21 protein-coding genes are annotated in these 24627 nt (G+C 46.3%); 12 read left to right on the plus strand and 9 right to left on the minus strand.

What is annotated here, in order from left to right:
• Positions 1–53: 53 nt before the first annotated feature.
• The 3 genes from H8S84_RS19295 to lpdA form a co-directional block, all read right to left on the minus strand.
• Positions 54–1166 (minus strand): fatty acid desaturase family protein, encoded by a 1113-nt coding sequence (locus H8S84_RS19295; protein WP_187069029.1) that lies wholly within the window; start codon positions 1164–1166, stop codon positions 54–56.
• A 220-nt stretch (positions 1167–1386) separates the two neighbouring features.
• Positions 1387–1974: a hypothetical protein gene (locus tag H8S84_RS19300; RefSeq protein WP_187069030.1), complete on the minus strand. Its 588-nt coding sequence runs from the start codon at positions 1972–1974 to the stop codon at positions 1387–1389.
• A gap of 320 nt (positions 1975–2294) precedes the next feature.
• Positions 2295–3689 carry a dihydrolipoyl dehydrogenase gene (lpdA, locus tag H8S84_RS19305; protein ID WP_187069031.1) on the minus strand — a complete coding sequence of 465 codons (1395 nt, stop codon included), beginning with the start codon at positions 3687–3689 and terminating at the stop codon, positions 2295–2297.
• Between the two features lie 199 nt (positions 3690–3888).
• Here lpdA and H8S84_RS19310 point away from each other — a divergent pair, with 199 nt between their 5' ends.
• Positions 3889–4497, plus strand: coding sequence for a tetratricopeptide repeat protein (locus H8S84_RS19310; RefSeq protein WP_187069032.1), 609 nt, complete (start codon positions 3889–3891; stop codon positions 4495–4497).
• A 548-nt stretch (positions 4498–5045) separates the two neighbouring features.
• On the opposite strand, the gene H8S84_RS19315 is transcribed toward H8S84_RS19310, so the two are convergent.
• Positions 5046–6371 (minus strand): peptidoglycan DD-metalloendopeptidase family protein, encoded by a 1326-nt coding sequence (locus tag H8S84_RS19315; RefSeq protein WP_187069033.1) that lies wholly within the window; start codon positions 6369–6371, stop codon positions 5046–5048.
• Between the two features lie 280 nt (positions 6372–6651).
• Between H8S84_RS19315 and fabG the strand changes: the two genes are divergently transcribed.
• From fabG to H8S84_RS19350, 7 genes are all read left to right on the plus strand, one after another.
• Entirely contained in the window at positions 6652–7398 is a 747-nt protein-coding gene (gene fabG, locus H8S84_RS19320; RefSeq protein ID WP_187069034.1) for a 3-oxoacyl-[acyl-carrier-protein] reductase, read from the plus strand.
• A 245-nt stretch (positions 7399–7643) separates the two neighbouring features.
• Positions 7644–9722, plus strand: a complete 2079-nt coding sequence (locus H8S84_RS19325) for a vWA domain-containing protein (RefSeq protein ID WP_187069035.1) — start codon at positions 7644–7646, stop codon at positions 9720–9722.
• Positions 9723–9814: 92 nt separating this feature from the next.
• Positions 9815–10285: a hypothetical protein gene (locus H8S84_RS19330; protein WP_187069036.1), complete on the plus strand. Its 471-nt coding sequence runs from the start codon at positions 9815–9817 to the stop codon at positions 10283–10285.
• A 208-nt stretch (positions 10286–10493) separates the two neighbouring features.
• Positions 10494–11099 (plus strand): GNAT family N-acetyltransferase, encoded by a 606-nt coding sequence (locus tag H8S84_RS19335; RefSeq protein ID WP_187069037.1) that lies wholly within the window; start codon positions 10494–10496, stop codon positions 11097–11099.
• A 19-nt stretch (positions 11100–11118) separates the two neighbouring features.
• Positions 11119–11799 carry a pseudouridine synthase gene (locus tag H8S84_RS19340; RefSeq protein ID WP_187069038.1) on the plus strand — a complete coding sequence of 227 codons (681 nt, stop codon included), beginning with the start codon at positions 11119–11121 and terminating at the stop codon, positions 11797–11799.
• Between the two features lie 231 nt (positions 11800–12030).
• Positions 12031–12171 carry a hypothetical protein gene (locus H8S84_RS19345; protein ID WP_187069039.1) on the plus strand — a complete coding sequence of 47 codons (141 nt, stop codon included), beginning with the start codon at positions 12031–12033 and terminating at the stop codon, positions 12169–12171.
• A 99-nt stretch (positions 12172–12270) separates the two neighbouring features.
• Positions 12271–12834 (plus strand): GNAT family N-acetyltransferase, encoded by a 564-nt coding sequence (locus H8S84_RS19350; RefSeq protein WP_187069040.1) that lies wholly within the window; start codon positions 12271–12273, stop codon positions 12832–12834.
• Between the two features lie 14 nt (positions 12835–12848).
• On the opposite strand, the gene H8S84_RS19355 is transcribed toward H8S84_RS19350, so the two are convergent.
• Positions 12849–13910 (minus strand): AI-2E family transporter, encoded by a 1062-nt coding sequence (locus H8S84_RS19355; RefSeq protein ID WP_187069041.1) that lies wholly within the window; start codon positions 13908–13910, stop codon positions 12849–12851.
• Positions 13911–14003: 93 nt separating this feature from the next.
• Here H8S84_RS19355 and H8S84_RS19360 point away from each other — a divergent pair, with 93 nt between their 5' ends.
• The 3 genes from H8S84_RS19360 (at position 14004) to H8S84_RS19370 (ending at position 20372) form a co-directional block, all read left to right on the plus strand.
• Positions 14004–15308, plus strand: coding sequence for a M20/M25/M40 family metallo-hydrolase (locus H8S84_RS19360; protein ID WP_187069042.1), 1305 nt, complete (start codon positions 14004–14006; stop codon positions 15306–15308).
• A 274-nt stretch (positions 15309–15582) separates the two neighbouring features.
• Positions 15583–16908: a hypothetical protein gene (locus H8S84_RS19365; RefSeq protein ID WP_187069043.1), complete on the plus strand. Its 1326-nt coding sequence runs from the start codon at positions 15583–15585 to the stop codon at positions 16906–16908.
• Between the two features lie 164 nt (positions 16909–17072).
• On the plus strand, positions 17073–20372 hold the full coding sequence (locus H8S84_RS19370) for an amidohydrolase family protein (protein ID WP_230407267.1): 3300 nt from the start codon (positions 17073–17075) through the stop codon (positions 20370–20372).
• Between the two features lie 167 nt (positions 20373–20539).
• Here the strand turns inward: H8S84_RS19370 and H8S84_RS19375 are convergent, their stop codons facing one another.
• Together H8S84_RS19375 and H8S84_RS19380 are read right to left on the minus strand one after the other, a co-directional pair.
• Positions 20540–20917: an endonuclease domain-containing protein gene (locus H8S84_RS19375; RefSeq protein WP_187069044.1), complete on the minus strand. Its 378-nt coding sequence runs from the start codon at positions 20915–20917 to the stop codon at positions 20540–20542.
• A 156-nt stretch (positions 20918–21073) separates the two neighbouring features.
• Positions 21074–22255 (minus strand): serine hydrolase domain-containing protein, encoded by a 1182-nt coding sequence (locus H8S84_RS19380; protein ID WP_187069045.1) that lies wholly within the window; start codon positions 22253–22255, stop codon positions 21074–21076.
• Between the two features lie 106 nt (positions 22256–22361).
• Here H8S84_RS19380 and H8S84_RS19385 point away from each other — a divergent pair, with 106 nt between their 5' ends.
• The gene (locus H8S84_RS19385; protein ID WP_187069046.1) at positions 22362–22967 is read left to right on the plus strand and encodes a DsbA family oxidoreductase; all 606 of its coding nucleotides are present in this window, start codon (positions 22362–22364) and stop codon (positions 22965–22967) included.
• Positions 22968–22992: 25 nt separating this feature from the next.
• On the opposite strand, the gene H8S84_RS19390 is transcribed toward H8S84_RS19385, so the two are convergent.
• On the minus strand, positions 22993–23787 hold the full coding sequence (locus H8S84_RS19390) for a tellurite resistance TerB family protein (RefSeq protein ID WP_187069047.1): 795 nt from the start codon (positions 23785–23787) through the stop codon (positions 22993–22995).
• Between the two features lie 124 nt (positions 23788–23911).
• Positions 23912–24625 (minus strand): pirin family protein, encoded by a 714-nt coding sequence (locus tag H8S84_RS19395; RefSeq protein ID WP_187069048.1) that lies wholly within the window; start codon positions 24623–24625, stop codon positions 23912–23914.
• Positions 24626–24627: the final 2 nt, after the last annotated feature.

Below are 24627 nucleotides of genomic sequence, written 5' to 3' on the forward strand. Positions count from 1 at the left end.
GTAGCATCCTTTATCAGAACACTACCCACTTTTATATTTTAGATATCTAAATCTTAGCCAATAGCTTCGTTCAAACTTGGCAGCTTTCCAAAGCGGCGTAGCGTGTTAATGTGCGAGCGCAGGGCCTGCCAGAACGTTTTATTCTCCATGTAAGGAATCCCGAACTCCTCAGCAGTCTCTTTCACGATATGAGAAATGGCAGGATAATGTACGTGGCATACGCGCGGAAACAGGTGGTGCTCGATCTGGTAATTCAAACCTCCTACATACCAGTTTATAAATTTATTATCGCGCGAAAAATTAACGGTAGTATGCATCTGGTGGATTGCCCAATCATTCTCGATCGTACCGTTCTCGTCAGGGCGTGGATGGGTAGTGCCCTCAACAGTATGTGCCAACTGGAACACTACCGTAAGTACAATACCTGCTACAAAGTGCATTAACAAAAAGCCCAACAGCACCTGTATAAACGGGATGCCGAAAGCTACTACCGGCAGCACCAGCATGACAGCAAAGTATAAAACTTTCATGGCGATGATCTTGAGCAGCATCTTTTTATTCTCTTTGTCAGAGTTTGAGTTAACCCCGTTTTTAATGAACAGGAAGTACTGCACAAAGTCTTTGGCAATAACCCAGTAAAGCGTTAGTAAACCGTAGAAAAAGAAAGCGTAAAGCCACTGCAGTTTATGGTAGAACTTAACATTAGTGTGCGGTGAAAAGCGCAGCACCAGTCTGTCCTGAATATCCTCGTCCATATCTACCACATTGGTGTAGGTATGGTGCAGAATGTTGTGCTGCAGTTTCCAGTTAAAAGCCGAGCCTCCTACCAGGTTTAAAGTATGGCCCATCAGAAAATTCACTCGCTTGTTGTTGGAGTATGCTCCGTGGTTTGCGTCGTGCATAACGCTCATACCAATACCTGCCACACCTAAGCCCATAATAAACCACAGGGTAAGGCTAAGCGGGAAAGACGGCTGAAACGCCAGCAGGTAAATAAACGGAAGTACGTAGCAAGCTAACAGCACCACGCTCTTTACCACCATTTCGGTATTTGCATTTTTGGAGATATTATTCTCAGCAAAGTATGCGTCTACTCTTTTGCGGAGCGTAGCAAAGAAGAGATTCCTGTCTTTAGATACAAACTTGATTTTGCTTTTGGGCTTCATATGGGATGCTATTTAAGGTCTGTAGAATCGGCCTCGACTAATTTACAAAAACCTTAGGATTTTCAGATAAAAAGCATGGGCAGGTACTAATACAAGCCAACAATTTAAGTATAAGTTCCGACAAAAGCAGCATCAATACGCTAATTACATTTAGTTTTCTAAACAGAAAAGGCAGGTATTAAACCTGCCTTTTCTGTTTAGAAATTATACTTTTCAGCTATCAGCGCTGTCCTGCTTCTAAGGTTATTTTAGTGGATGTGTGAAACGCGGCCTCCGTTACATCTACTTTATCAGTGCCAGCTGTGTAGGTAAGTTTAACCCAACCTGCTTTATACTTATCTCCCTCTTTTAACCTGAATCCGACATAAACTGTACTGCTGTTTCCCAATGGCCCTTCGGCCAGCGTCTGTGCTCCACTAGGCTGACGCAGATCCAGAACATAACCATTTGCTCTTATAAACTGATAATTTCTGTTCTGATCTTCCTGCACTACATCGTTTAACTGTAAAGGGGCAGCCCAATTGCCAATAGAGATATCCTGTTGCAGGTTTAGCAGCACCTGGTTGTTCTCCAGCGGACGAACATAAAAGAGGTTATGGCTTCCCTGGGAGTCTGATACCAGCACATTGCCAAAAGTGAAGTCATTTCTGCCATCGCTGTTTACGTCTACCTGAATCGGGACAGTATACTTAAAGGAAGAGTTAATTTGCTTGTGGACAATAGTCAGAGGCTCTACCTCGCTCTCCTTCTCTTTGTCGCAGGAGGTAAAGGCTAGCGCAAGCAGCGCAAGCGTAAACATTTTTTTCATAGTTTTTAGGTATAAGTATAGTAATAAATTATCAGATCACTGATCAGACAACTCTAAGAGACAGACCCATAATCTTCTCCCATAGTTGCACGATGTCAAATAAAGTATGGTCAGTATACATGCTTTTTATTAGCACAGCCAGCAGTTGCAGGAGTGTTTTCATAGTTTAGAATCAGGTTCGTTCATGGTTATGCTGCGGCATAATCTGACATAAAGTAAATAGCTTTCTGCGAGTTACAAATCGCAAAGCAAACGGGGTTAGCCGAATTTTCGACTAACCCCGTTTTATACTTGCTATAAGCTCCTGAGAGCCTGATAAATTATAGGTGGATTACCTCGTCGTAAGCTGCTGCTGCTGCCTCCATGATAGCCTCGCTCATGGTTGGGTGCGGGTGAACAGACTTGATGATCTCATGGCCTGTTGTCTCCAGTTTACGGGCAACTACCACTTCAGCAATCATTTCTGTTACATTGGCACCAATCATATGCGCGCCCAGGAACTCGCCATACTTGGCATCGAAGATAACTTTGATAAAGCCATCTTTTGCACCGGCAGCGCTTGCCTTACCAGATGCAGAGAATGGGAATTTACCAACTTTGATCTCCAGGCCCTGCTCACGTGCAGCTTTCTCGGTTAAACCAACCGAAGCGATTTCAGGAGAGCAATACGTACAGCCAGGTATGTTGCCGTAGTTTAACGGCTCCGGGTGATGGCCAGCAATTTTCTCCACACAGATGATACCTTCCGCAGAAGCTACGTGCGCCAATGCCGGACCAGGAACAATGTCACCGATCGCGTAAATGCCATCAACGTTTGTCTTGTAGAACTCATCTACAGTTACACGGCCTTTGTCTACTTTAATACCAAGCTCTTCGATACCGATGTTCTCCAGGTTTGTCTGGATACCAACCGCAGAAAGTACGATCTCAGCATCAAGTGTCTCCTCGCCTTTGGCAGTTTTCACTTTTACTTTGCAGATATCGCCGCTCGTATCAACAGACTCTACAGAAGCGTTTGTCATGATGCTGATGCCAGCTTTCTTGAAAGACTTCTCCAGTTGCTTTGATACTTCCTCGTCCTCAACAGGAACGATGTTTGGCATGTACTCTACTACCGTTACTTTCGTGCCCATAGCGTTGTAAAAGTATGCAAACTCTACCCCGATAGCACCAGAACCAACTACTACCATGCTCTCCGGCATTTTATCCAGCGCCATTGCCTGGCGATAGCCGATAATCTTTTTGCCATCAATCGGCAGGTTAGGAAGCTCACGAGAGCGTGCACCTGTAGCCAGAATTATGTTGGTAGCCTCTACTGTATCTTTCTTTCCGTCCTTGTCAGTAACTTCGATCTTGCCTTGGGCTACTACTTTGCCAGTACCCATAATCGCATCGATCTTGTTTTTGCGGAACAGGAACTGAATACCTTTGCTCATACCATCTGCCACACCGCGGCTACGCTTAATTACAGCATTGAAGTCTACAGAAGCCTCTCCAATGTTGATACCGTAGTCAGCTGCATGATTGATGTACTCGAATACGTTTGCGCTCTTCAGCAATGCTTTTGTCGGGATACAGCCCCAGTTCAAGCAGATACCACCCAGCGACTCACGCTCGATCACACCTACCTTCATACCCAGCTGCGACGCACGGATAGCTGCTACATAACCACCCGGGCCACTACCCAGCACTACTAAATCGTATTTTGATGCCATAATATCTAAGTTAAAGTTGATGAGCAAAATTAAGCGATAATCCCAACTTCACAAAACGGCTTTAGCTATACTTGGCATTAGTACAATGCAAGGAAGTGAGTTGGATGATCAGGTGATTTTTTCAGAAAATGAAAATTTATCTTTTAAGATTGTGCTGTAGTGCTGTACTTTACACATTGTAGCACATTTTACCTATTGCATGAATAAACTTTTACTTTCTATACTTTTCTTATTGGTTTCGTTTTCGGTACAGGCTCAGAAGTCTGCCAAAGAATATTTTATAAGCGGAAACGAGAAATTTAACACCGGCAAGTATGCTGAGGCCATAAAAGATTACGACCAGGTTCTGAAGCAGGAGCCTAAACACGCCCCTACCCTCACCAACCGTGGTATCGCCAAAGACAGGCTGCAGGAGTACCGCGAGGCCATCGAGGATTTTACCCGGGCTATTGCCGCCGATCCAAAGTACACTGAAGCGTACCTGAGCCGTGGCCTATCAAAGTATAACCTAAAAGATTACCGCAGCGCCCTGTTGGACTTTAACAAAGGCATTGAGCTCGACCCTAAAGATGCAAAGGCACATAACAACCGTGGCCTGGTGCGCTATGGATTAAAAGACTACAGCGGCGCCATTACCGACTACTCCAAAGCCATTTCCTTAAATCCAAAGTATGAGGAGGCTTTTTACAACCGCGGTGCCCCTAAGTATAACCTAGGCGACAAAGCAGGCGCCTGCGCCGACTGGACAAAAGCAAAGTCACTGGGTTTGAAAGAGGCAGATGCTTACCTAAAGAAGTATTGCAAGTAGCACTTAATGTAATATGATAGAAAGGCTGGAGTAGTTTCCAGCCTTTTTTGTTTGAATAGTATTGCCCAGAATAATTGATGTGGGTGCCGTTTGGTTTGGCGAGTCTCCATCTCCGTTTTTATGCAGCACCGGGTCCAACCACCCCTACCCCCTCCTTGTCCAAGGCGGGGAATTATACTTACTACCTCAACTCTTATCATGATAGCTTTGGTTCTTCACCTTGTCATCCTGATAGGATCTTGAGGGAAGATAAGTTAAGAAAAACTACAGTGCTTATACTTTGGCTATAGCAACTTCAGTGTTCCCCGCCTTGGACAAGGAGGGGGTAGGGGTGGTTGGACCCGGCAATGCTGAACAATGCTCAGGGTTTTTGACCTGTCAACGATTGCCTACGCCCAAGACAAAGCTTACCGGCCTTGGGGGCACTAGAGTAAGAAGTTAAACGTTAGGCAAGTAGGACTGAGGAATCAAACTAGCTAATAAGAGTAGTATAAAAAAAAGGCGCTTTATCAGCGCCTTTTTAAGTATAAAATCATTCGCTAAGATGACTAAGCATCTGTCGGATCTTTTCCTTTTTCCGAAGCTAGTAAGGCGGGCTTCACATTTTTCATGTCAATGGCCTCCATTCTACGCATTGTCTCTTCCTTCAGCGCAGCAAATTCATCCATGTTCTTCTTTCGGATTGGTTCGGCAGTAGGCAATTTTACACGCAGCGCATCTACCTGTTTGCCATTCTTCCAGAAGCGGTAGCAAAGATGCGGACCGGTGGCAAGACCTGTGCTGCCTACATAGCCAATTGTCTGGCCCTGCTTTACGTGCATACCGGCACGAATGCCTCTTGCAAACCTGGACATATGCAGGTATTGCGTAGTATAAGTCTTGTTGTGCCTGATCTTTACATAGTAGCCGTTGCCGCGGGTATAGCGTGCTTCCAGCACTTTGCCGTCGCCTACTGTTCTGATTGGAGTACCGCGCGGTGCGGCAAAGTCGGTGCCCAGGTGTGCCTTGTAGCGCTTTTGCACCGGGTGGAAACGGCGCTTTGAGAAGCGGGAACTGATACGGCTATATTCTAGTGGCTCTTTCAGGAAAGCTCTTTTCAGGCTCTGTCCTTTTTCATCGTAATACCCCATTCCGTTGCCCTGGTCAAAGCCGATGGCGTATACTTCCTGCCCATTATGCTCAAAAACAGCTGATTTTAATTCTCCGTAACCAATGGTGGTGCCATTAACTACTTTCTCTTCATAGATCAGCTTAAATTTATCGCCGGGCTGAAGGTGGTTCAGGTTTAGGCGCCATGCATAGATATCGGCAAACTTGTTAACCAGTTGTGGCGAGCCACCGGCCTCCACCATCGAATCGAACAAAGAACTTTTAATCTCACCAGCTAAGGTACGCTCCACAACTTCTATTTTGCGCTTTACTAATGTAACCTCTGTTTCCCCACGCAGGTCGTAAATCACATACTCTACAGGGTTAGGCTCATAAATAAAGTATTGGGCTGTCTGGGCAGAATCTAGGGAGTGTAGTATAGTATAGCTGCTATTGGCGGCAATTCTACGAACACTGTATACTTTTTTTGCCTTTTGCGCCAGAGTGTGCGCCTGTGTTGGTGAGATATTATACGCTGCCAGTATTTCAGAGATATTTTCACCACTTTTCACCTCATCTTCTACAATCGCCAGTGTATCGGTAGATATGCCATATACAATGGGGGCTGGCTTCTTCTCTGCTTTAACAAGATCAAGCTTAGGTTTAGACTCATTCTGGCGGGCCATCACCTGGTCGGAATTCAGGCTAACAACACGTGCTGCAATAATAAAAAACAACAGCAACAAAGCGAGCAGGGTGGCAAGCCCTTTACTACGTTTGTACATCACTAAAAAATACCTTTGGTTGGAAAATCGACACGAAAATATGCTTTAACCGATAGAAATAAAAATATCAATCAACATAATCATCAGATTATAAATATGTTGCAATAGTTTTGCCAAAAGTCAATATAGCACTGCAATCTATAACGCGCATTGTTATAGCTCTATTATAACTTTAGTATACTTTCTGCAACTGTCTCTAAACCATGCTTTTTGGCTACGCTGGAGCATCAGTAATAAACTACTTTCGCAAAAAACATTTCTTTTTATAACTTTGGCCTCCATGAAAGCATTAGAAGGAAAAGTAGCCCTGGTAACGGGAGCATCAAAAGGAATAGGCCGCGCCATCGCAGAGAAATTTGTAGAGGCTGGTGCCAAGGTAGCATTCACCTACCTGTCTAGCGTAGAAAAAGGACAAGCCCTAGAGCAGGAGTTATCTGCCAATGGCGGTGTGGCAAAAGGATATCGCTCTGATGCCTCCAACACGGCACAGGCCGAGCAGCTGGTAGAGGACGTAGTAAAAGAGTTCGGCAAGATCGACATTGTAGTAAACAATGCCGGCATCACCCGCGACGGTCTGCTGATGCGCATGAACGAGGAGCAGTGGGATGCGGTGATCAATACCAACCTGAAGTCTGTGTTTAACGTGACCAAGGCTGCCACCAAGCACATGATGCGCGCCAAAGTTGGTTCTGTTATCAACATAACTTCTGTGGTAGGTATTAAAGGTAACGCTGGCCAGGCTAACTATGCAGCTTCTAAGGCTGGTATCATCGGCTTTACAAAATCTGTAGCACTGGAGCTAGGCTCTAGAAACATCCGCTGCAATGCCATTGCCCCTGGCTTTATCGAAACAGAAATGACTGGAGAGCTTGACCAGAAAGTAGTGGACGAGTGGAGAAAGGCAATTCCATTGAAGCGCGGCGGATCACCGGAGGATGTGGCTAAAGCAGCTGTATTCTTGGCGTCTGACGAGTCGGCTTACATTACTGGCCAGACCCTTCAGGTTGACGGTGGCATGCTGACTTAATAGCGTCTTGAGTTCTGAGTACCGAGTTAAAAATTATACGACACACGTAACACGATACTTAATTGTTTAAAGAGAATTAGCTCGGAATTCGTAACTCAGAACTCGGAACTCATAATTACTAATTCAATATAGACCAATGCTCCTGCGTTTACGTTAGTAGCATTGGTCTTTTTCTTTTATCTTTAGTATAAATAAAAGACAAGGCTCCATTCATCTTTCAGCATTTATAATTCATACTTATAAATTTGAACTCGTTCCGACTCATAACGACCTACTCCCCCTGGCTTATACTTGCCTGCCTGGCAGTTGGCTTACTATATGCGTGGCTGCTGTACAGCAAGCGGGCACCATGGCCTAAAAGTATAAATTATGCGCTGGCAGTGCTGCGCTTTGTGGTCGTTAGCTTTATCAGCTTTCTGCTACTGGGGCCTTTAGTGCGGTATGTTTCTAATACTACACAAGAGCCAACTATTGTTTTCGCTTTGGATAACTCACAGTCGGTAAAGCTGTTCTCAGACTCGGTGCAGCTGAAACAGGCGGAGCAGGGCTTGCAAAATATAGTTTCTAAACTACAGGATGCCGGCTACAAAACTGAGATCAGAACACTTGCCAACGAGCAACAGCAAAGTATAAGCGAGCTTAACTATATCTCAGAAACTACAAACCTGAGCCAGCTGCTTTCGCAGGTGCAGGAGGAGTATGCAGAGCAGAACCTGGCGGGTGTGGTATTATTGTCGGATGGTATCGTGAACCAGGGAATGTCGCCAGCTTATGCCAACTATGGATATACACTGTACCCTGTGGCTCTAGGTGATACTATTCCTAAAAAAGACGTGCTGGTGGCATCGCTGCGTTACAACAAAGTAAACTACAGTGGCAACCGCTTTCCATTAGAGGTAGAACTGCAGCAGGAAGGGTTTGCAGGAAGGCAGGCAAACGTCATACTGAAGGAAAACGGCAAAGCAATTGCCCGTAAAACCGTTTCGATGCAGGCCGGTCAGCCGGTGCAGCAGGTGCCGTTCCAGGTGCTGGCATCGGGGCTTGGCAAACGCCATTACGAGGTGGAAGTGCAACCGCTGCAAGGTGAGTTTACCACCCTCAACAACACCAAACATGCTTACATTGATGTAGTAAAAGGCAAAATAAAGGTATTGGTTGCAGCCGCTGCTCCGCACCCCGACATAAAGGCCATTCGGGCTGCCATAGAGTCTAACGAGAACTATGAAACCACCCTGTACATACCCGGCTTAATGCAGCTAAAACCACAGGATTATGACGTAGCCGTGCTGCACCAGTTACCAGGACGTGTAGCAGGCGGTGAGGCGGCTCTTAACCTGGTGCGCCAGAAAAACCTGCCTGCGCTGTACATTCTTGGTCCGCAAAGCGACCTGAACGACTACAACCGTCTGAACGTGGGCCTAAACATCAGCAGCAACGGACAACAGGACGAAGTAACGCCTATCGCAAACGCTAACTTTACTACTTTTAAGCTACCAGAGGCTGCCCCTGAACGCCTACAGCAGTACCCGCCGGCAAGGGTGCCTTTTGGGGATGTGCGCCTTAACCCGAACACGGAGGTGGTACTGTACCAGCAGGTAGGGCGCGTAAAAACGAACAAGCCCATGCTGGCCGTGCAAACGTCCGGAGACAAACGCAATGCTACATTGCTAGCCTCAGGCATCTGGCAATGGCGCATCATCGAGAATGCCAACAACGAGCAGCCCGAAGTATACGATAAGCTCATCACAAACCTGATACAGCTATTAAGCGCTCCACGAAACAAAAAGCGCCTGAACGTTTACCCTATGCTGACGGAATACACCAGTTCTGAGGAAGTGCGCTTTAACGCAGAAGCCTACAACGAAGCACTGGAGCCAATCTACGGACAGAACATCACCTTAAGTATAAAAAACGACGAAGGCCAGACCAGGAACTTTAACTTTGCCAACGGCGAAAATCAGGCAGGTGTAAATATCGGTACTTTGGATGGGGGTCGTTATACGTATACTGCTACGGCCAGAATTAACGGGCAAATGCAACAAGACAAAGGCGAATTTGTGGTAGAGGAACTGCAGCTGGAAGCCCTTAATTCCGTAGCTGACCACACGCTGCTTTACCAGCTGGCCAGCAACACCGGCTCTAAATTATACTATCCTGCACAACTACAACAGCTGGAGCAAGACATTCTTAAAGCCGAACACAAACCTAAAATCTACAGCTCTGAAGAACTCAAAGACCTGGTAGACCTTAAATGGCTCTTCTTCCTGCTGCTTGGCTTTATCTGCGTCGAGTGGTTTATACGGAAGTATAACGGCAGCTATTAAAGTGCTGGTTTATATTTAAGGTAAACGAGTTAGCGCTGCAACTATTCCATGTATTCCGGGATCATATAGTTACACCTTAAGCTCGCTGCTATATGAAAAACTTACTTCTTGCTCTATTGCTGCTTTACGCAGTTACTTCCTGCTCCAAAGAAGCAGAGCTAGACACAACTCCAACTGAATTTTCTGCTGATCAGTATCCGCAGAAATGGCAGCTTGTAAGCATGACTGGTAATATTGCCAATATGCCTGCCCAAACAGGTGCTGCTATGGCATGGCAGGAGTATTACATTATAAAAGCTAATGGCACTTTCTGTAAAACAAGGGAACATGCTGGCATTACAACATCTGCATCCGGCACCTACAAGATAGATGCTACAACTGACATGAATTACTTAAAGCTGACTTATGAAAATGACAGCGACATCATCGGAAACTGCATAGTAGAACCAACAGAAACGCTACAATTCCAGTCTGAAATAACGCTTGTATTGGGCGAATGGAGCATGTGCGATGGCCCAAGATTAGAATACAAGAGAGTTACATACGACGGAAAAGAGGATTAATAGCATCTGAATAAACTTTTTATCTGCGTGAGTTAGCAGTTTGTGTATACTTTAACAGGAGGGTCACAAACTTTTAGCTTACGCTGCTACTACCAGCAATGTAGCTCAACGTAACCTACCTTTATTAAACCAAGCACCCATCAACAACTAAACAATAGTATAAGTATATTTACAGAAAAACAGCCACTGCAACTATACTTATAAAACTATGACAAACACCACCATCCCCTCTCCTTTTATACTTGAAACGGAGCGCATGTACCTGCGCCTGCTGTCCCCGGAAGTATACGGTTACCTTTTCACGAACTGCTCCGACAAGGAGATTAAAGAATACTTCGGTTTTACCACAGAAGAGGAACTTAATGCTGAAAAAGAAAAGTATAGCAAGGGTTATACCACCTACTTCGTATCCTTCGCTAACTTTCATCTGCTGGACAAGCAAAGCGGCCGGGTATTGGGTAGTTGCGGTTACCATACTTGGATTCCAAAGCACAGAAGAGCTGAAGTAGGCTACTACCTGCTACACGACCAGGACAAAGGCAAGGGACTGATGACTGAAGCACTTGGTCCCATACTCAGGTATGGCTTTGAGCAGATGAAGCTACACAGAATTGAGGCGCTTTTAGCAGACTACAATACCCCATCGGTTAGGTTACTGAAGCGTTTTGGTTTTAAAGACGAAGGAACTGTGAGGGGACATTATGTGGTGGATGGGATAAATGAAGACTCAGTTTTGGTATCTTTGTTGCTGCCAGAGTACGAACAATTAAAGAGCTCCTGGAACTTAGCCATACAGCCTGTCCAGAGCAATTAACTAAAACCGCCTGATCCACTTGAGATACTTTATACTAAACAAACCTTACGAGGTGCTCACACAGTTTACCGACGAGGCCGGCAGAGCCACCTTAAAGGATTTTGTCTCTGTACCTAACATTTATCCTGTCGGCCGCCTCGATTACGACAGCGAGGGTATGGTGTTGCTAACTGATGACAAAACACTGCAGCACCGCCTCTCCGACCCACAGTTTAAGGTAGAGAAAACTTATTGGGTTCAGGTAGAAGGCATCCCTACAGACGAGGCGCTGACACGTTTACGGTTGGGCGTAGTGATCAAGGGCACAAAAACCTCACCTGCAAAAGCACAGCTTCTGGAAGAGGAACCGCAAGTATGGGAACGTTCCACCCCTATCCGTTTCCGGAAGAACATTCCTACCTCCTGGCTCGAGATCAAAATTTCACAGGGCATGAACCGACAGGTGCGCCGCATGACAGCCGCTGTTGGCTACCCTACCCTGCGCCTGATACGTCCGGCCATTGGTCAGCTTACGTTGGGCAGATTACAGCCAGGCGAGTACCGTGAGCTTAACCCTGAAGAGGTAACCCAGCTAAAAGTAATTGCCGCTAAAGCCCCCAAATCAACCACAGGCAAAAGAACTGGAACCTTTGGCACTAAAGGTAAAAGCAGCGGCAAAAAGCCGGGCAGCAAAGGCGGCTTCCGGAAGCAGATAAACTAAGGAAAATTCCTCATGAAGCTTTAAGCTATACTTTTAAGCCTGCTTGTTACTACTACTCTGGTCTCCTGCACCACGAAGTATGGTTCCGTTAATGAGAAAGTATACCAAAAGAATTTAAGAAGTGCTTTTATTAATGATTTTAAAACGGCTAGCTTCTGCAAATGCCTGGAGTACGGAAACAACAACAAGCTGGATTTGAGAAATGATATCAGCTGTGCCTATCCAGATTATATGTACACAGAGATAGCCTTTATTGATAGCTTGGCCAAGGCAGAAAGGAGCAAGATACAGCTAGATTCTGTGGCTCGCATAGGTAAAGTGGCCGAAGGAATGGAAGGAAAAAGAGTAATAGATATCTGCCTGGAGTTTTAACAAAACAAAGAACTTGATGCACTTGCAAAGGCACGTTATGATATTATTGAGAAAAAGTAGAAAAACTGACAAACTTCAAAGTACACATTGCGCTAAACTATGAAAACCACTGCCATCGAGGTTCCTGTTTCAGAAAACTTAAAGCTCCGCGAGGTATCTGTTAACGATACCTCAGCAGTTTTTAAGCTTATTGATTCAAACAGAGAGTACTTGCGCAAGTGGCTCCCTTTTGTTGATTACACAAAAGCTGTATCTGACACGGAGGCTTTCATAAAATCTGTAACGGCAGAGGGTAAGATTTCCGACCTGGTGTTCATCGTGCTATACAAGGGACAGCATGCAGGTATAATCGGTTTTAAAAGTATAGACGCGGTTAACCTGAAACTGGAAGTAGGATATTGGCTGGCTGAAAACCAGCAGCACAGAGGCATCATAACACGCAGCTGTTCTGCGCTTATAAAATATGCCTTTGAAAAAATGAAGATGAACCGGATACAGATAAAGGTGGGCATCGGTAACACACGCAGCAACGCTATTCCAAAGAAGCTAGGCTTTACGTTTGAGGGCATAGAGCGCGATGGCGAACTATTAAGCAATGGCCAGTTCCACAATCTGGAAGTATACAGCCTGCTACGAAAAGAGTGGGACCACAAACAGGGCTAACAGTTTTGCACCTCCTATACTTGCGTTTTCCCTTCCTCGTTTCCATTTCCTAACAAGATAGAAACAGACCGCATCTGTTCGTGTTTATCGGCAATGAGCTTAAGTATAGCCAGGAAAGGAATAAACAGAATCATACCGGATGCTCCCCACAGTATACCGCCAGCCACAATAGCCAATAACGTAAACAGCATATTCACGCGCAGCCTATAACTCACTGCCCACGGGAAAATAAGATTTGCCTCCAGGTACTGCACTACCGCAAACACAATCACCACCCCAATCGGATACCAGATGTTGTCGTAGGTAACCCAGGCAATGGCCATGGGCAGTATGGCTCCGATGGTGATACCCACATAAGGAATAAACGTAAGTATAGAGGCCACAATTCCGAAGAAAATAGCATGCGGTATGTTTAGTAGCAAGAGCCCGATACTATTTAAGACTGCTACCACCAGGTACACAATGGCCATGCCTTTAATAAAGTTGTAGTAGGTTGTAATGGTTTCGTGCAGGATGGTGCGGATCTTCTTCTGCTCGCTTTTTTCGAACAGCACGAAAAGCCCCTGCGCCAACTGTTCGCGGTAGTAAAGTATAAGCGCAATGTAAATGGGTATCAGGAGCAGCAGCACCAAACTGACAGCAGAAGTATAAAGAACCCCCTGGGCCATCCCAAAAACAGACGAGACCGCATCTGCAGCAAAGCTCTCCAACCACTCCTTCTGCCTTCCAACACCTATTTCATAAGTGCTTTCTATGTGCTCGCTCAGTTTCTCCCAGGTGCTTATTAACTTGGCATGCACATTCGGCCATTCTTTGGTAAAGCTCAACATTTGCCGCACCAGCAGCCACACCAGCAGCCCTACAATAATAAGTAATAGCAAAAGACACAGCGCAATGGCAGCCCAACGGGGTACCTTTTTTGCCTCCAGCCATCTGCAGATCGGGTAAAGCAAGAAGCTGATGAGAAGCGCAAAGCTTAAGGGGATAAACAGATTCTTTCCAAAGTAAAGTATAACTGCTGTCAGCACAATAAATAACAGCAATTTTATCCAGTTCACTTTGGGTTGGCTATCCATAAAAAACAGGTATATTAGTGTTTAAATATAACACTTATACTTTATTATCAGACGTTAACATCTACACTTAAAATTACACTTTCTCTATCTACTATGACTAAACTAAAAATTGCCGCGCTTGCCCTTGTGGCCTTAACCTGGGGTGAAGTGGCGCAGGCCCAAAAACTGAGGGGCATCGAAGAGCCTGAGGTAACACGCCTGATGAAAACATTGAGCGCAGACGACATGCAGGGCCGTGCTTCTTTTACGCCCGGAGGTGAAAAAGCGGCTGATTTTATCGCAAATGAATTCGAGAAGACTAAGCTTAAACCTTTGCCTGGCGAAGTAGATTTTAAGCAAACGTTTAAAGTATACCACATGTCTCCGGCTACCATTACCGTTAGCCTTAACGGAGAAGCGCAGCCTGCCGAGAACCTGTTTTCCAGAACAAACCACCAGCAAATAAACTGGACAAACCCGGAGGGAGTAGAGGTAGTTGCGATCACAGAGGCAGAGGACTTCAGAAAAGCCTTTGGCCAGGTTAGCAGACTGGAGAAAGATGCACTGGTGCTGGTACACCCAAAGCATAAGAGCATGTTCACTGCTTACCAGCGCCACCTGCGCAACGGCTCTGTGCTTAAAGAAACCGGCACAGGCACGAGCAAAGTATTTGTGCTAACGGAGCAAAGCACAGCCCCTGCTTTTACTGTAACTGCAGAGAATAAGATAGAAGAAAAGAAGCTGACGAATGTAGGAGGCATGATAGAAGGCAAGCGTAAAAACGAGTATGTTGTTTTCTCGGGCCACTATGACCACATAGGCATACAGAAGCCAACCGACGGCGACAGCATTGCCAACGGCGCCGACGACGATGCCTCAGGCATTACAGCCATGATGACGCTGGCCAAACATTTTAAAAAGCAGGGCAAGCCAGAGCGCAGCATCCTGTTTGTAGCCTTTGCGGCAGAAGAGATAGGCGGCTATGGCTCCAGGCATTTTTCTGAGCAACTAAACCCTGAAGAGATTGTGGCTATGTTTAACATCGAGATGGTAGGCAAACCTTCTAAATTCGGACCAAATAGTGCTTACTTAACCGGATTCGAAAGATCTAACTTAGGGGAGCTCATGCAAAACAACCTGCAAGGCACTACCTACAGCATTCACCCGGACCCATACCCGGAGCAGAATCTTTTTTACCGTTCCGACAATGCCACCCTTGCCCGCTTAGGCGTTCCAGCTCACACTATCTCTTCGGTGCAGATAGATAAAGACAAAACTTACCATACTGTTAATGATGAGTTTGAACAACTGGACATGGCACACATGACAAGTATGATCAAAGCCATTGCCACTGCCTCTAAAAGCGTAGTTAACGGTAAAGACACCCCAACCAGAGTAGACAAGACGCAAGTGCAGTAATTGCACTGATATTCGTGAAATAAATTATAAAGGCGCTCCTAACAGGGCGCCTTTCTTACATTATATTCACCCATAACTTAGTGTTATTCACATATTTACAAACAAATAAAACTATCCTTCACAATTTTATACTCGTATAAAAAAAGTATAAAGTATAATGAAGTTAATTATAGTATATATATTATTCCTCCTTTACTCAATACCTGTTATTTCTCAAGAACCTCAATTTAGTTGGGGAGAAAAGATAAACCGCAAGTTTGGACAGCTAGAGAATATGGAAATAATAGGGGTTGACAAGGATGGCTTTTTTGCAACTTACACAGTTAACAACCAAATAACCTTGGAGCATTACAATCCTGATCACGAACGCTTCTGGACAACGGCACTCTCTCCTAAAACCAATGATGGCAAAAGCGCAAAATTCCACTGCGTGGAAATGCTGAAAGGAGATTTATATATGCTATCCTACAACACAACTGGCAACTCAACCCGTGTCTACTCCCAGAAAATAAGCCATAACGGGAATTACGCACCTGACATAGAACTGATAGCTCAAAGCAACAAAGGAGACAATGTTTTAATGGCAAAAGCTCCGGATGATGCGGCATTTGCTGTAGCCGTTAATGGTGAGGACAGCCATACTATTTCGCTATTTTCGCACGAACTTGTTCCCCGCTGGACAAGTACCATCAAATACAAAGGCAACGCAGAGGAACTGCTCGTGCAACCAGACGGAACCACCTACTTGTTAACCAAAGCCCCGGCAGCAGCACCGGCAACCACAGCTTATTATCTTTATCAGTTTAATTCAGAAACAGGTAAAAGCAGCGAACTGGTGCTCGGCCACACGGAATATCGGCCAATAAGAGCTAAAATGGCTGCTGTTTCGGGTAATATAGTAGCAGTAACTGGCTATGTTTCACCATCTAACTCTGTAGCCAGCCACAATCCGGAGCCCATCGGCACTTTTTTGTATCGGATAGATAAACGTCATTTCCAGGACCGCTTTGCATCTTATGCTCCATTTAGCAAAAAGTTTATAAGCGAGTATAAACGTTTAAAACCAGACAACGATAACAGTCAGCGCCTTAGAAACCTGCATTTAGATAAAGCTATTCCTACTCCGGATGGTGGTTTATACTTGCTAGGCGAAGTATGCGAAACCGAAAACAGGGCGGGTACCTTTGTGTATCATAACAATGATATTTTGGTTATAAAACTCCGAAAAAACGGCTCTACAGCTTTTACAACAAGTATAAACAAACTCCAAAGCGGCACTAACATGCAAAATACCATCCGCTCATACTTTGCAGCTGTTGTACAAGATACCCTGCGGATACTTTACTTGGACTTTGAGTTTAAAAACCAGGCTGATGATAAAATTGCTATGTACAGCCCAAGATCATCTTTGAAAACTCCGGTTATGGTAAGCGTACATCCAGATGGTGCCAAAACAGTAAAACCCCTGCACACAACTAAAACAGGTAGCGCTCACGGCTTTTACCTCCGCCCCTGCTCCGCCTATACAGTAAATAACAATGAGTACATTGTAATTGGTATGGGGCCGGATTTTTATAGGTATGGCCGAATGAAGTTCTAAAGCATACTCCTTTTAATCTTTACGGCAAGTATAAACACCACCATGCATGCGAAGGCTACGCAAAGCACACTGGCTCTAAATTACACTTAATCCCTAAAATCCTCTTAATCTGCAGTTAAATGCTTATATTTGAGGAACAACTAAACTAACTTTTTCACCCTACCATGAAGAAACGTACTTATCTGAGTATGATTCTGGCGGCGGCTTTGGCCTTACCTTTAGGCACCGCATCAGCTCAGGACAAAAAAGATGACAAAAAGTGGAAAGTGGATACTGCCCACGGAAAAGAAAAAGAAATTACCGTTACTACCGACGAAGGCACCTGGATGAGCCTGGATGTAAGTCCGGATGGCAAGGAGATTGTGTTCGATTTGCTGGGCGACATCTACATTATGCCAATTTCAGGTGGCAAAGCGAAACTGCTACGTACAGGCCGCGCTTACGAAGTGCAGCCACGTTTCAGTCCGGATGGTCAGTTTATCTCTTTCACTTCGGATGCAGGCGGAGGCGATAACATCTGGATCATGAAGCGCGACGGCTCGGATGCTAAACAAATCACAACAGAGAACTTCCGCTTACTAAACAATGCTGTTTGGACGCCGGATGGCCAGTACCTGATTGCGCGTAAGCACTATACCAACACCCGCTCATTGGGTGCCGGCGAGATGTGGATGTACCACAGATCAGGCGGAGCTGGTGTGCAGCTTACCAAGCGTAAAAACGACCAGCAGGATGCCGGCGAGCCGTTTGTTTCACCAGACGGAAAGTATGTATACTACTCTGAGGACATGAGTGGTGGCTCTACTTTCGAGTATAACAAAGACCCGAACGGTCAGATCTACGTGATCCGCAGGGTAGACCGTAACACAGGCGAGATCGAGAATATTGTAACCGGTAACGGCGGTTCTGTTCGCCCAACCATCTCTAGAGATGGCAAGCACATTGCCTTTGTGCGTCGTGTGCGTACCAAGTCAGTGCTGTTTGTGCAAGACCTGAAAACCGGCGAGCAATGGCCGCTCACCGATAACCTGAGCAAAGACCAGCAGGAAGCATGGGCTATTTTCGGCGTGTATCCGTCTTTCTCCTGGACTCCAGACAACAAGAGCATTGTGTACTGGGCTAATGGTAAGATCAATAAGGTAGATGTTGCTTCGCAGAAAGTTACCAACATCCCTTTCGAAGCTACTGCCACGCATTACATTGCCGATGCCGTGCGTCACGACTTTAGCAAGAACGGTGGTGTGTCGCCAAAGCAGTTCGAAGCCAAGGCTATCCGCCATGCAGTAACTTCTCCGGATGGTAAGTTGTTAGTGTTTAACGCTGCCGGCCACATCTACAAGAAAGAACTTCCAAACGGGAAGCCGGAGCGCATTACCAACAGCACAGATTTCGAGTTTTATCCTGCCTTCTCTCCGGATGGCAAGTACATCGTGTACTCCACCTGGAACGATGATAATTACAGCACGCTGATGAAGCTGGACATCCGTAAGAAGAACCCGAAGCCAACCAAGCTTACTTCTGAAAAAGGATTCTACTCAAACCCGGTGTTCTCGCCAAACGGTAAGTATATCGTTTACAACAAAGAAGGCGGCAACAACCATATGGGTTATGCGCACGGCAACGAGCGTGGTATTTACTACATGTCTACCGATGGCGGCAAGCCGACTTTTGTACAGAAAAACGGTTCTTCACCACTTTTCAATGCTACTTCTGATCGTATTTTCTTCACGGCACGTGCCGGTGACAAATATGCTTTTAAGAGCGTAGACCTGAACGGAAAGGAAGAACAGACGCACTATACTTCCAAGTATACGGAGCAATTCTACCCAAGCCCGGATAACAAGTGGATTGCGTTTGTGGAGCTGTTCAATGGTTATGTGGCTCCGTTCACAGCCAACGGCTCTGGCCTAGATCTAAGTGCCGAAACAAAAGCAGTTCCGGTTGCCCGCTTCACCCGCGACGCTGGTACCAGTGTGCATTGGTCAGGCGACAGCAAAAAAGTGAATTGGGTACTGGGCGATGAGTATTTCTCAAACGATTTGAAAGATCGTTTCACGTTTGTAGAAGGCGCTCCGGATAAACTGCCTGCAATCGACACCACCGGCACAAAGATCGGTCTGGTGCTGAACACAGACACGCCGGAAGGAAAAGTAGCCTTCACAAATGCCCGCATCATTACCATGAAAGGCGACGAAGTGATTGAAGGCGGAACGATTGTAGTGGACGGCAGCCGCATTGTGGCCGTTGGCAAAAACGTAACCGTACCGAAAGACGCTAAAGTGATAGACGCTGCCGGTAAAACCATCATGCCTGGTTTGGTGGATGTGCACGCACACCTGGGCACGTTCCGTTTGGGCATGAGCCCGCAGAAGCAATGGTCATACTATGCCAACCTGGCTTACGGTGTGACTACTACCCACGACCCATCTTCTACTACAGAAATGGTATTCAGCCAGTCGGAAGCCGTGAAAGCCGGTACGATGGTGGGGCCGCGTATCTTCTCTACAGGTACTATCCTTTACGGTGCCGATGGCAACTTTAAAGCCGTAGTAAACGGCATTGACGATGCCCGTTCGCACCTGCGCCGATTAAAGGCAATCGGTGGGTTCTCGGTGAAAAGCTACAACCAGCCACGCCGTGAGCAGCGCCAGCAGATCATTCAGGCTGCCCGCGAACTGGACATGACGGTGGTTCCGGAAGGCGGTTCTACGTTCTTCCACAACATGAGCATGATTCTGGACGGACACTCGGGCATTGAGCACAACATTCCGGTTGCGCCGCTTTACAAAGATGTGGTAGAAGTATGGAAAGCCTCAGAAACAGGCTATACTCCTACCCTGATCGTGAACTATGGCGGTAACTCCGGCGAATACTACTGGTACCAGAAAACCAACGCCTGGGACAAAGAGCGACTCCTGAAATTCACGCCACGTTCTATCATCGATGGCCGTTCACGCAGAGTTACGCTTGTGCCAGACGAAGAGTATAAGCACGGTCACATCCTGACTTCTGAAGCCTGCAAGCAGTTAACAGATGCCGGTGTGAAAGTGAACTTGGGTGCTCACGGTCAGTTGCAGGGCTTAGGTGCGCATTGGGAACTATGGATGCTACAGCAAGGCGGCATGACCAACCTGGAAGCTCTTCGCGCTGCTACTTTGAACGGTGCTGAGTACCTGGGCATGGGCAATGAAATCGGCTCTTTAGAGGCTGGCAAATTAGCCGACCTAATCGTGCTGGATCAGAACCCGCTGGAGAGCATCCAAAATACAGAGCACGTGAAGTATACGATGGTAAATGGCCGTCTGTACGATGCCGCTACCATGGCTGAAATGGGTAACTACAACAAGCAACCAGGCAAGTTCTGGTGGGAAAACAGCCGCACTGCCACCGCATTCGACTGGCACGAAGGTACAGACACCCGCTTCGAAGGTATTGCCGGTGAGCATTGTACTTGCCGTCATTAAGAGGTTAAAGTATAAAAAAGCGGCTGCTCCTAGTGGGGCAGCCGCTTTTTGTTTTTTATAGGTGCGAGAGAACTTAGGATATGAAACAACCTAAGCTATACTCCTTGAGGCTAGACTGTCCCCTTGAGGGGACTATAGGGGTGTAATCGTGCACAAGAAAATTAATTTCAAAGTATTCGCTGCTTTTCTATAATCCAATGCTCGATAGCCCTCAGCACATTATTCATATTTCTTTTTACTTCCTTATCATCAATTCTTATAAACTGCACTCCATATTGCTCTAGTTCAGCCTGGCGCTTTACATCATACTTATAGTTTTGATTATGGCTATCACCATCAATCTCTATAGCTAATTGAAGCTCGTGCGAGTAAAAGTCAACTATAAAATCCAGCATAGGTACCTGCCGGTGGAATTGATAGCCGAGAAGCTTTCTCTCTTTTATTTCCTGCCACAATAGGATCTCAGACAAGGTGCTATTCTTTCTCAACTCACGAGCCTTCGCCTTTAAGTCTTCTCTGTATGGTATGATCCTGTTTTTGGTCAAGGTCAACTACTTTTCGGATTGTTAAATACTCTGGAAAAAGTTAGGGAACGATTACACCCCTGTAGTCCCCTCAAGGGGACAGTCTGCTTTTGAAAAACATACTTTTCTCGCGCAATTTCTACTTTATTACTTCAATCATTAACTAACAATCAGCAACTACTCCTTCACCGCTGCCAGCACCCTTTTAAACAACTCATTCTGCTTGCCATCGTGCCAGCGCCATACTATAACTATATCATGCTCTGGATCAATCCATATCGTATTCTGCCCGGCGCCTAAGGCTGCATAGCTGGTGGTGGGGGCATCAGGCCATGCTTTACCTTCGGTATTGAGCCACCACAGGTAACCGTAGTCCGGGCCAACTGTTCCGCGTGTGGTTGCTTCTTTAACCCATTGCTCAGAAATAAGCTGCTTGTCTTCCCAGCGGCCGTTGCGCAGGAATAGGTAGCCGAAGCGTGCCTCATCGCGGGTACTAATCCAGAGGCCACCACCCCAGCGCGTGCCGCCACTCACCGATGGCATCTGCTTTCCGTTTATCTCTATGATAGAATTTCTGTACGGTACCCACTTCCAGGTTTCAGAGGCATCAATCGGATCCATGATCTCATCTTCCAGCACCTCCGGCAACGGCTTCTCCCACAGGCGCAGCAACGATAAGGCAAAGCGGTTTATTCGGGTGTCATTGTATTCATAAAAGTTGCCCGGTTCCTGAATCTCGCGTGGTTTTCGTTCTCCACGGCCATAAGCTTCTTTGCCTATAAAATCATCTTTTTTGCCCCACATCTCACCCTGCCACTCCGATGTTTGGCGGGCATGGTGCTCCCAGGTTATCTTGCTGTTTTGCTCCGAAGTATAGCCGCCATCTTTCACATACTTTGCCACCGGGTCATTTATACTTTGGATCATTCCCCGATCTATTGTCAAACCAAGTATAGTAGACAAGAAGCTCTTGGCAACACTATAAGTAGGATCTGCGGCTTTGGTATCGCCCCACTCTGCCACAATGTAACCGTCTTTGAGAATAATGCCATTGGTGTTGGCTCTTGTAGCTGGCAATGGGCCAAGCGGTTCTCCGAATATCTCTTTTTGGGTAGAGAAGTCTTTTTCGATCTGGGTCGTTTCCTGCATCTTCGCCCACTCCACAGCCTCTTGCAGCAAGGCAGGATCCATGCCTACTTCTTCCGGCTTTCTCCGCTCCCAATTGTCACCTTTTTCGGGGTAATAATATTTGCTTTCGGAAGTTTGCGCTTGAGCAGTTGAAGTGGTTTGCTGTGGTTGCTGCTGGCAGGCTGACAGACCTAGCGCCAGCACCAAGGCAAAAACGGTGTTCTTAAACATAGCTTTCAGGATGTGTTATACTTGCTCAATCTACAAAATTGGCTGCACATGTTCTAAACAAATGTGGTGCTTAGGCGGTAAAACTTATGATCTAGAAGTAAAGCCAATGCTACAAATAAAAGTATATTCCGACTTTGTATGCCCTTACTGCTTTTTTGGTGAAGTGGTGCTGGAGCGGGCATTAGCCGGAATAGAAAAGAGAGATAAAGTTGATGTTGAATGGATGTCTTTCGAGCTAAGGCCGGAACCCACTCCTACGCTTAAACCAGAAGGAAAGTATCTGCAAACTACTTGGAAGAACTCAGTTTATCCGATGTCGGAACAGTTAGGGATAAATATTGTGCTGCCCAAGGTATCGCCACAACCCTATACCCACCTGGCATTTGAGGGCTACCAGTATGCCAAAAAACACGGCTTAGGCGAAAAATATACAGACAGAATGTTCCGAGCCTTCTTTCAGGAGGAATTAAATATTGGGGAGATAGATGTACTAACTGATCTGGCAGCAGAGATTGGCCTCGACAGAGTGGAATTCAGGGAGGTACTTGAAAGCCGGAAGTATAAAGAAGAGCACCAGCAAGCACTAAAACATGCTTATGAAGATGTAGGTGTTCAGGCGGTACCAACCTTTATTATCGGTAACAAAATCGTGCGTGGGCTTCTGCGCGAAGAGGACCTGCGAAGGCTTATAAAACTGGAGTTGGAAGAGTAAGTCGTCCAACTCCAGCTTTATACTTTTACCAGCCTCGCTTCCTGCCGCCCAGTATACCACCCAACAAGCTTCCTAGCCCTCCGGAACCCATGCTGCCATAGCCTCGTCTGCCGTTCAGTCCGCCAAGTATAGACGCCATCGAACCCATTCCGCTGGATCTGCGGTATCCACCGCCTCCCATCATGCCACTAAGCAGGCCACCTAGTAAACCGCCCGCAGCCATGCCTCCCATGCCGCCCATCATGCCTCTGCGTCTGCCGCCACGGCGCATCATGCCGGCAATTACAAGCGGAGCCACTACTCCTAACATGCCTTTCACCATACCCGGAGAAATGCCTGCATTCTTAAACATGTCGCCAAAACCGTTCTTGTTCATAAAGGAATTGGATGTTGGATCTTCTCCGTGCTGCTGGGCGTCTTCGGCTTTATTTACATACTGCTCCAGTATGCTGTACTGCTTCTGATCCACCTGCAGGTAACTGGCTATGTCCTGGATGTGCTTTTGCTCTTCCGGGGTGTACTGCCCGTCTGATTTTGCGAAAGCGATGATATCTGAAATAAATGGAAACCGAAGCTGACTCTGCTTTAGTACATTCAGGCACTTTTGCAGGCTTATCTGTGAGGGATTCTGGGCAATCTGCACTACCTCCTGCTCTACGTTTTCAGGCATCTCGGCAGCCTCGCACAAAATGCGTAGAAACTCAAGTTCGTCTTCCGATGCTTGGCCATCCACAGGGGCAACAGTAGCCAATGCTCCTAAGTAAGCACCTTTTTCTTCGTTCGAGTAATCCTTTAGTAATGTAGTTTGTTCCTGTTCCATAGCTTTAAAATGTATGAATACTACTTAACGGCAGGAAGGCACATAGGTTGAACAAGCTGCTGTACAAAAGCAGAAGGCCCTGCAGCATGTGCTACAGAGCCTTCATAAACTATCAGAAAGGAAATTATTTCATCGGCACTTCCATCAGCAGCAATTCTGCATCTGAGCCTGCTTTTATAGTTATACTTTCTGTATCTGATACGCCCATGCCATCGCGTTTGCTCAGTTTTTCACCGTCTATCTCTACTTCACCTTCCAGCACAAAAGCATAAACTCCATGGTGTGGCATGTGCAACTTATACTCTTCAGAAAAGCCCGGCTTCAACGTACCCAATGTAAACCAAGCATCCTGGTTAATCCAGATGGCTTCATCATTTCTATCAGGAGATACTACCGTTTGCAGCTGGTTCTGGCGGTCTTCTGGTTTAAAGGATTTCTGCTCGTAACGCGGCTTTATATCACGCTCTTTCGGGAACACCCAGATCTGCAGAAACTTCACCTCATTCGTTTTAGAATGATTGTACTCTGAGTGAGTTAAGCCTGTACCTGCCGACATGATCTGCACCTCGTTTGTGCGGATAGTCTTCTCGTTACCGGTGCTGTCTTTATGCGCCAGTTCTCCAGCCAAAGGTATAGACACAATCTCCATGTTGTCGTGTGGGTGCGCACCGAATCCCATGCCCGGTGCTACGGTATCGTCGTTGAGCACACGCAGTAGGCCAAAGCCCATGCGCTCCGGGTTATAATAGCTGGCAAAGCTGAAACTGTGATAGGAGTTTAACCAGCCGTGGTTGGCGTGTCCGCGTGTATCTGCCTTGTGAATTACTTTCTTGCTCATAG

This window comes from Pontibacter cellulosilyticus (assembly GCF_014306105.1).
GTDB classification, from domain to species: domain Bacteria; phylum Bacteroidota; class Bacteroidia; order Cytophagales; family Hymenobacteraceae; genus Pontibacter; species Pontibacter cellulosilyticus.

Excerpts from the sequence above, each read along its gene's own strand:
- H8S84_RS19355 (WP_187069041.1), bottom strand. The coding sequence starts at position 13,910 with ATGGATAGCCAACCCAAAGTGAACTGGATAAAATTGCTGTTATTTATT.
- fabG (WP_187069034.1), top strand. The coding sequence starts at position 6,652 with ATGAAAGCATTAGAAGGAAAAGTAGCCCTGGTAACGGGAGCATCAAAA.
- H8S84_RS19365 (WP_187069043.1), top strand. The coding sequence starts at position 15,583 with ATGGAAATAATAGGGGTTGACAAGGATGGCTTTTTTGCAACTTACACA.
- H8S84_RS19390 (WP_187069047.1), bottom strand. The coding sequence starts at position 23,787 with ATGGAACAGGAACAAACTACATTACTAAAGGATTACTCGAACGAAGAA.
- H8S84_RS19345 (WP_187069039.1), top strand. The coding sequence starts at position 12,031 with ATGTACACAGAGATAGCCTTTATTGATAGCTTGGCCAAGGCAGAAAGG.
- H8S84_RS19300 (WP_187069030.1), bottom strand. The coding sequence starts at position 1,974 with ATGAAAAAAATGTTTACGCTTGCGCTGCTTGCGCTAGCCTTTACCTCC.
- H8S84_RS19370 (WP_230407267.1), top strand. The coding sequence starts at position 17,073 with ATGAAGAAACGTACTTATCTGAGTATGATTCTGGCGGCGGCTTTGGCC.
- H8S84_RS19380 (WP_187069045.1), bottom strand. The coding sequence starts at position 22,255 with ATGTTTAAGAACACCGTTTTTGCCTTGGTGCTGGCGCTAGGTCTGTCA.
- lpdA (WP_187069031.1), bottom strand. The coding sequence starts at position 3,689 with ATGGCATCAAAATACGATTTAGTAGTGCTGGGTAGTGGCCCGGGTGGT.
- H8S84_RS19350 (WP_187069040.1), top strand. The coding sequence starts at position 12,271 with ATGAAAACCACTGCCATCGAGGTTCCTGTTTCAGAAAACTTAAAGCTC.
- H8S84_RS19335 (WP_187069037.1), top strand. The coding sequence starts at position 10,494 with ATGACAAACACCACCATCCCCTCTCCTTTTATACTTGAAACGGAGCGC.
- H8S84_RS19315 (WP_187069033.1), bottom strand. The coding sequence starts at position 6,371 with ATGTACAAACGTAGTAAAGGGCTTGCCACCCTGCTCGCTTTGTTGCTG.
- H8S84_RS19360 (WP_187069042.1), top strand. The coding sequence starts at position 14,004 with ATGACTAAACTAAAAATTGCCGCGCTTGCCCTTGTGGCCTTAACCTGG.
- H8S84_RS19330 (WP_187069036.1), top strand. The coding sequence starts at position 9,815 with ATGAAAAACTTACTTCTTGCTCTATTGCTGCTTTACGCAGTTACTTCC.
- H8S84_RS19295 (WP_187069029.1), bottom strand. The coding sequence starts at position 1,166 with ATGAAGCCCAAAAGCAAAATCAAGTTTGTATCTAAAGACAGGAATCTC.
- H8S84_RS19310 (WP_187069032.1), top strand. The coding sequence starts at position 3,889 with ATGAATAAACTTTTACTTTCTATACTTTTCTTATTGGTTTCGTTTTCG.
- H8S84_RS19385 (WP_187069046.1), top strand. The coding sequence starts at position 22,362 with ATGCTACAAATAAAAGTATATTCCGACTTTGTATGCCCTTACTGCTTT.
- H8S84_RS19395 (WP_187069048.1), bottom strand. The coding sequence starts at position 24,625 with ATGAGCAAGAAAGTAATTCACAAGGCAGATACACGCGGACACGCCAAC.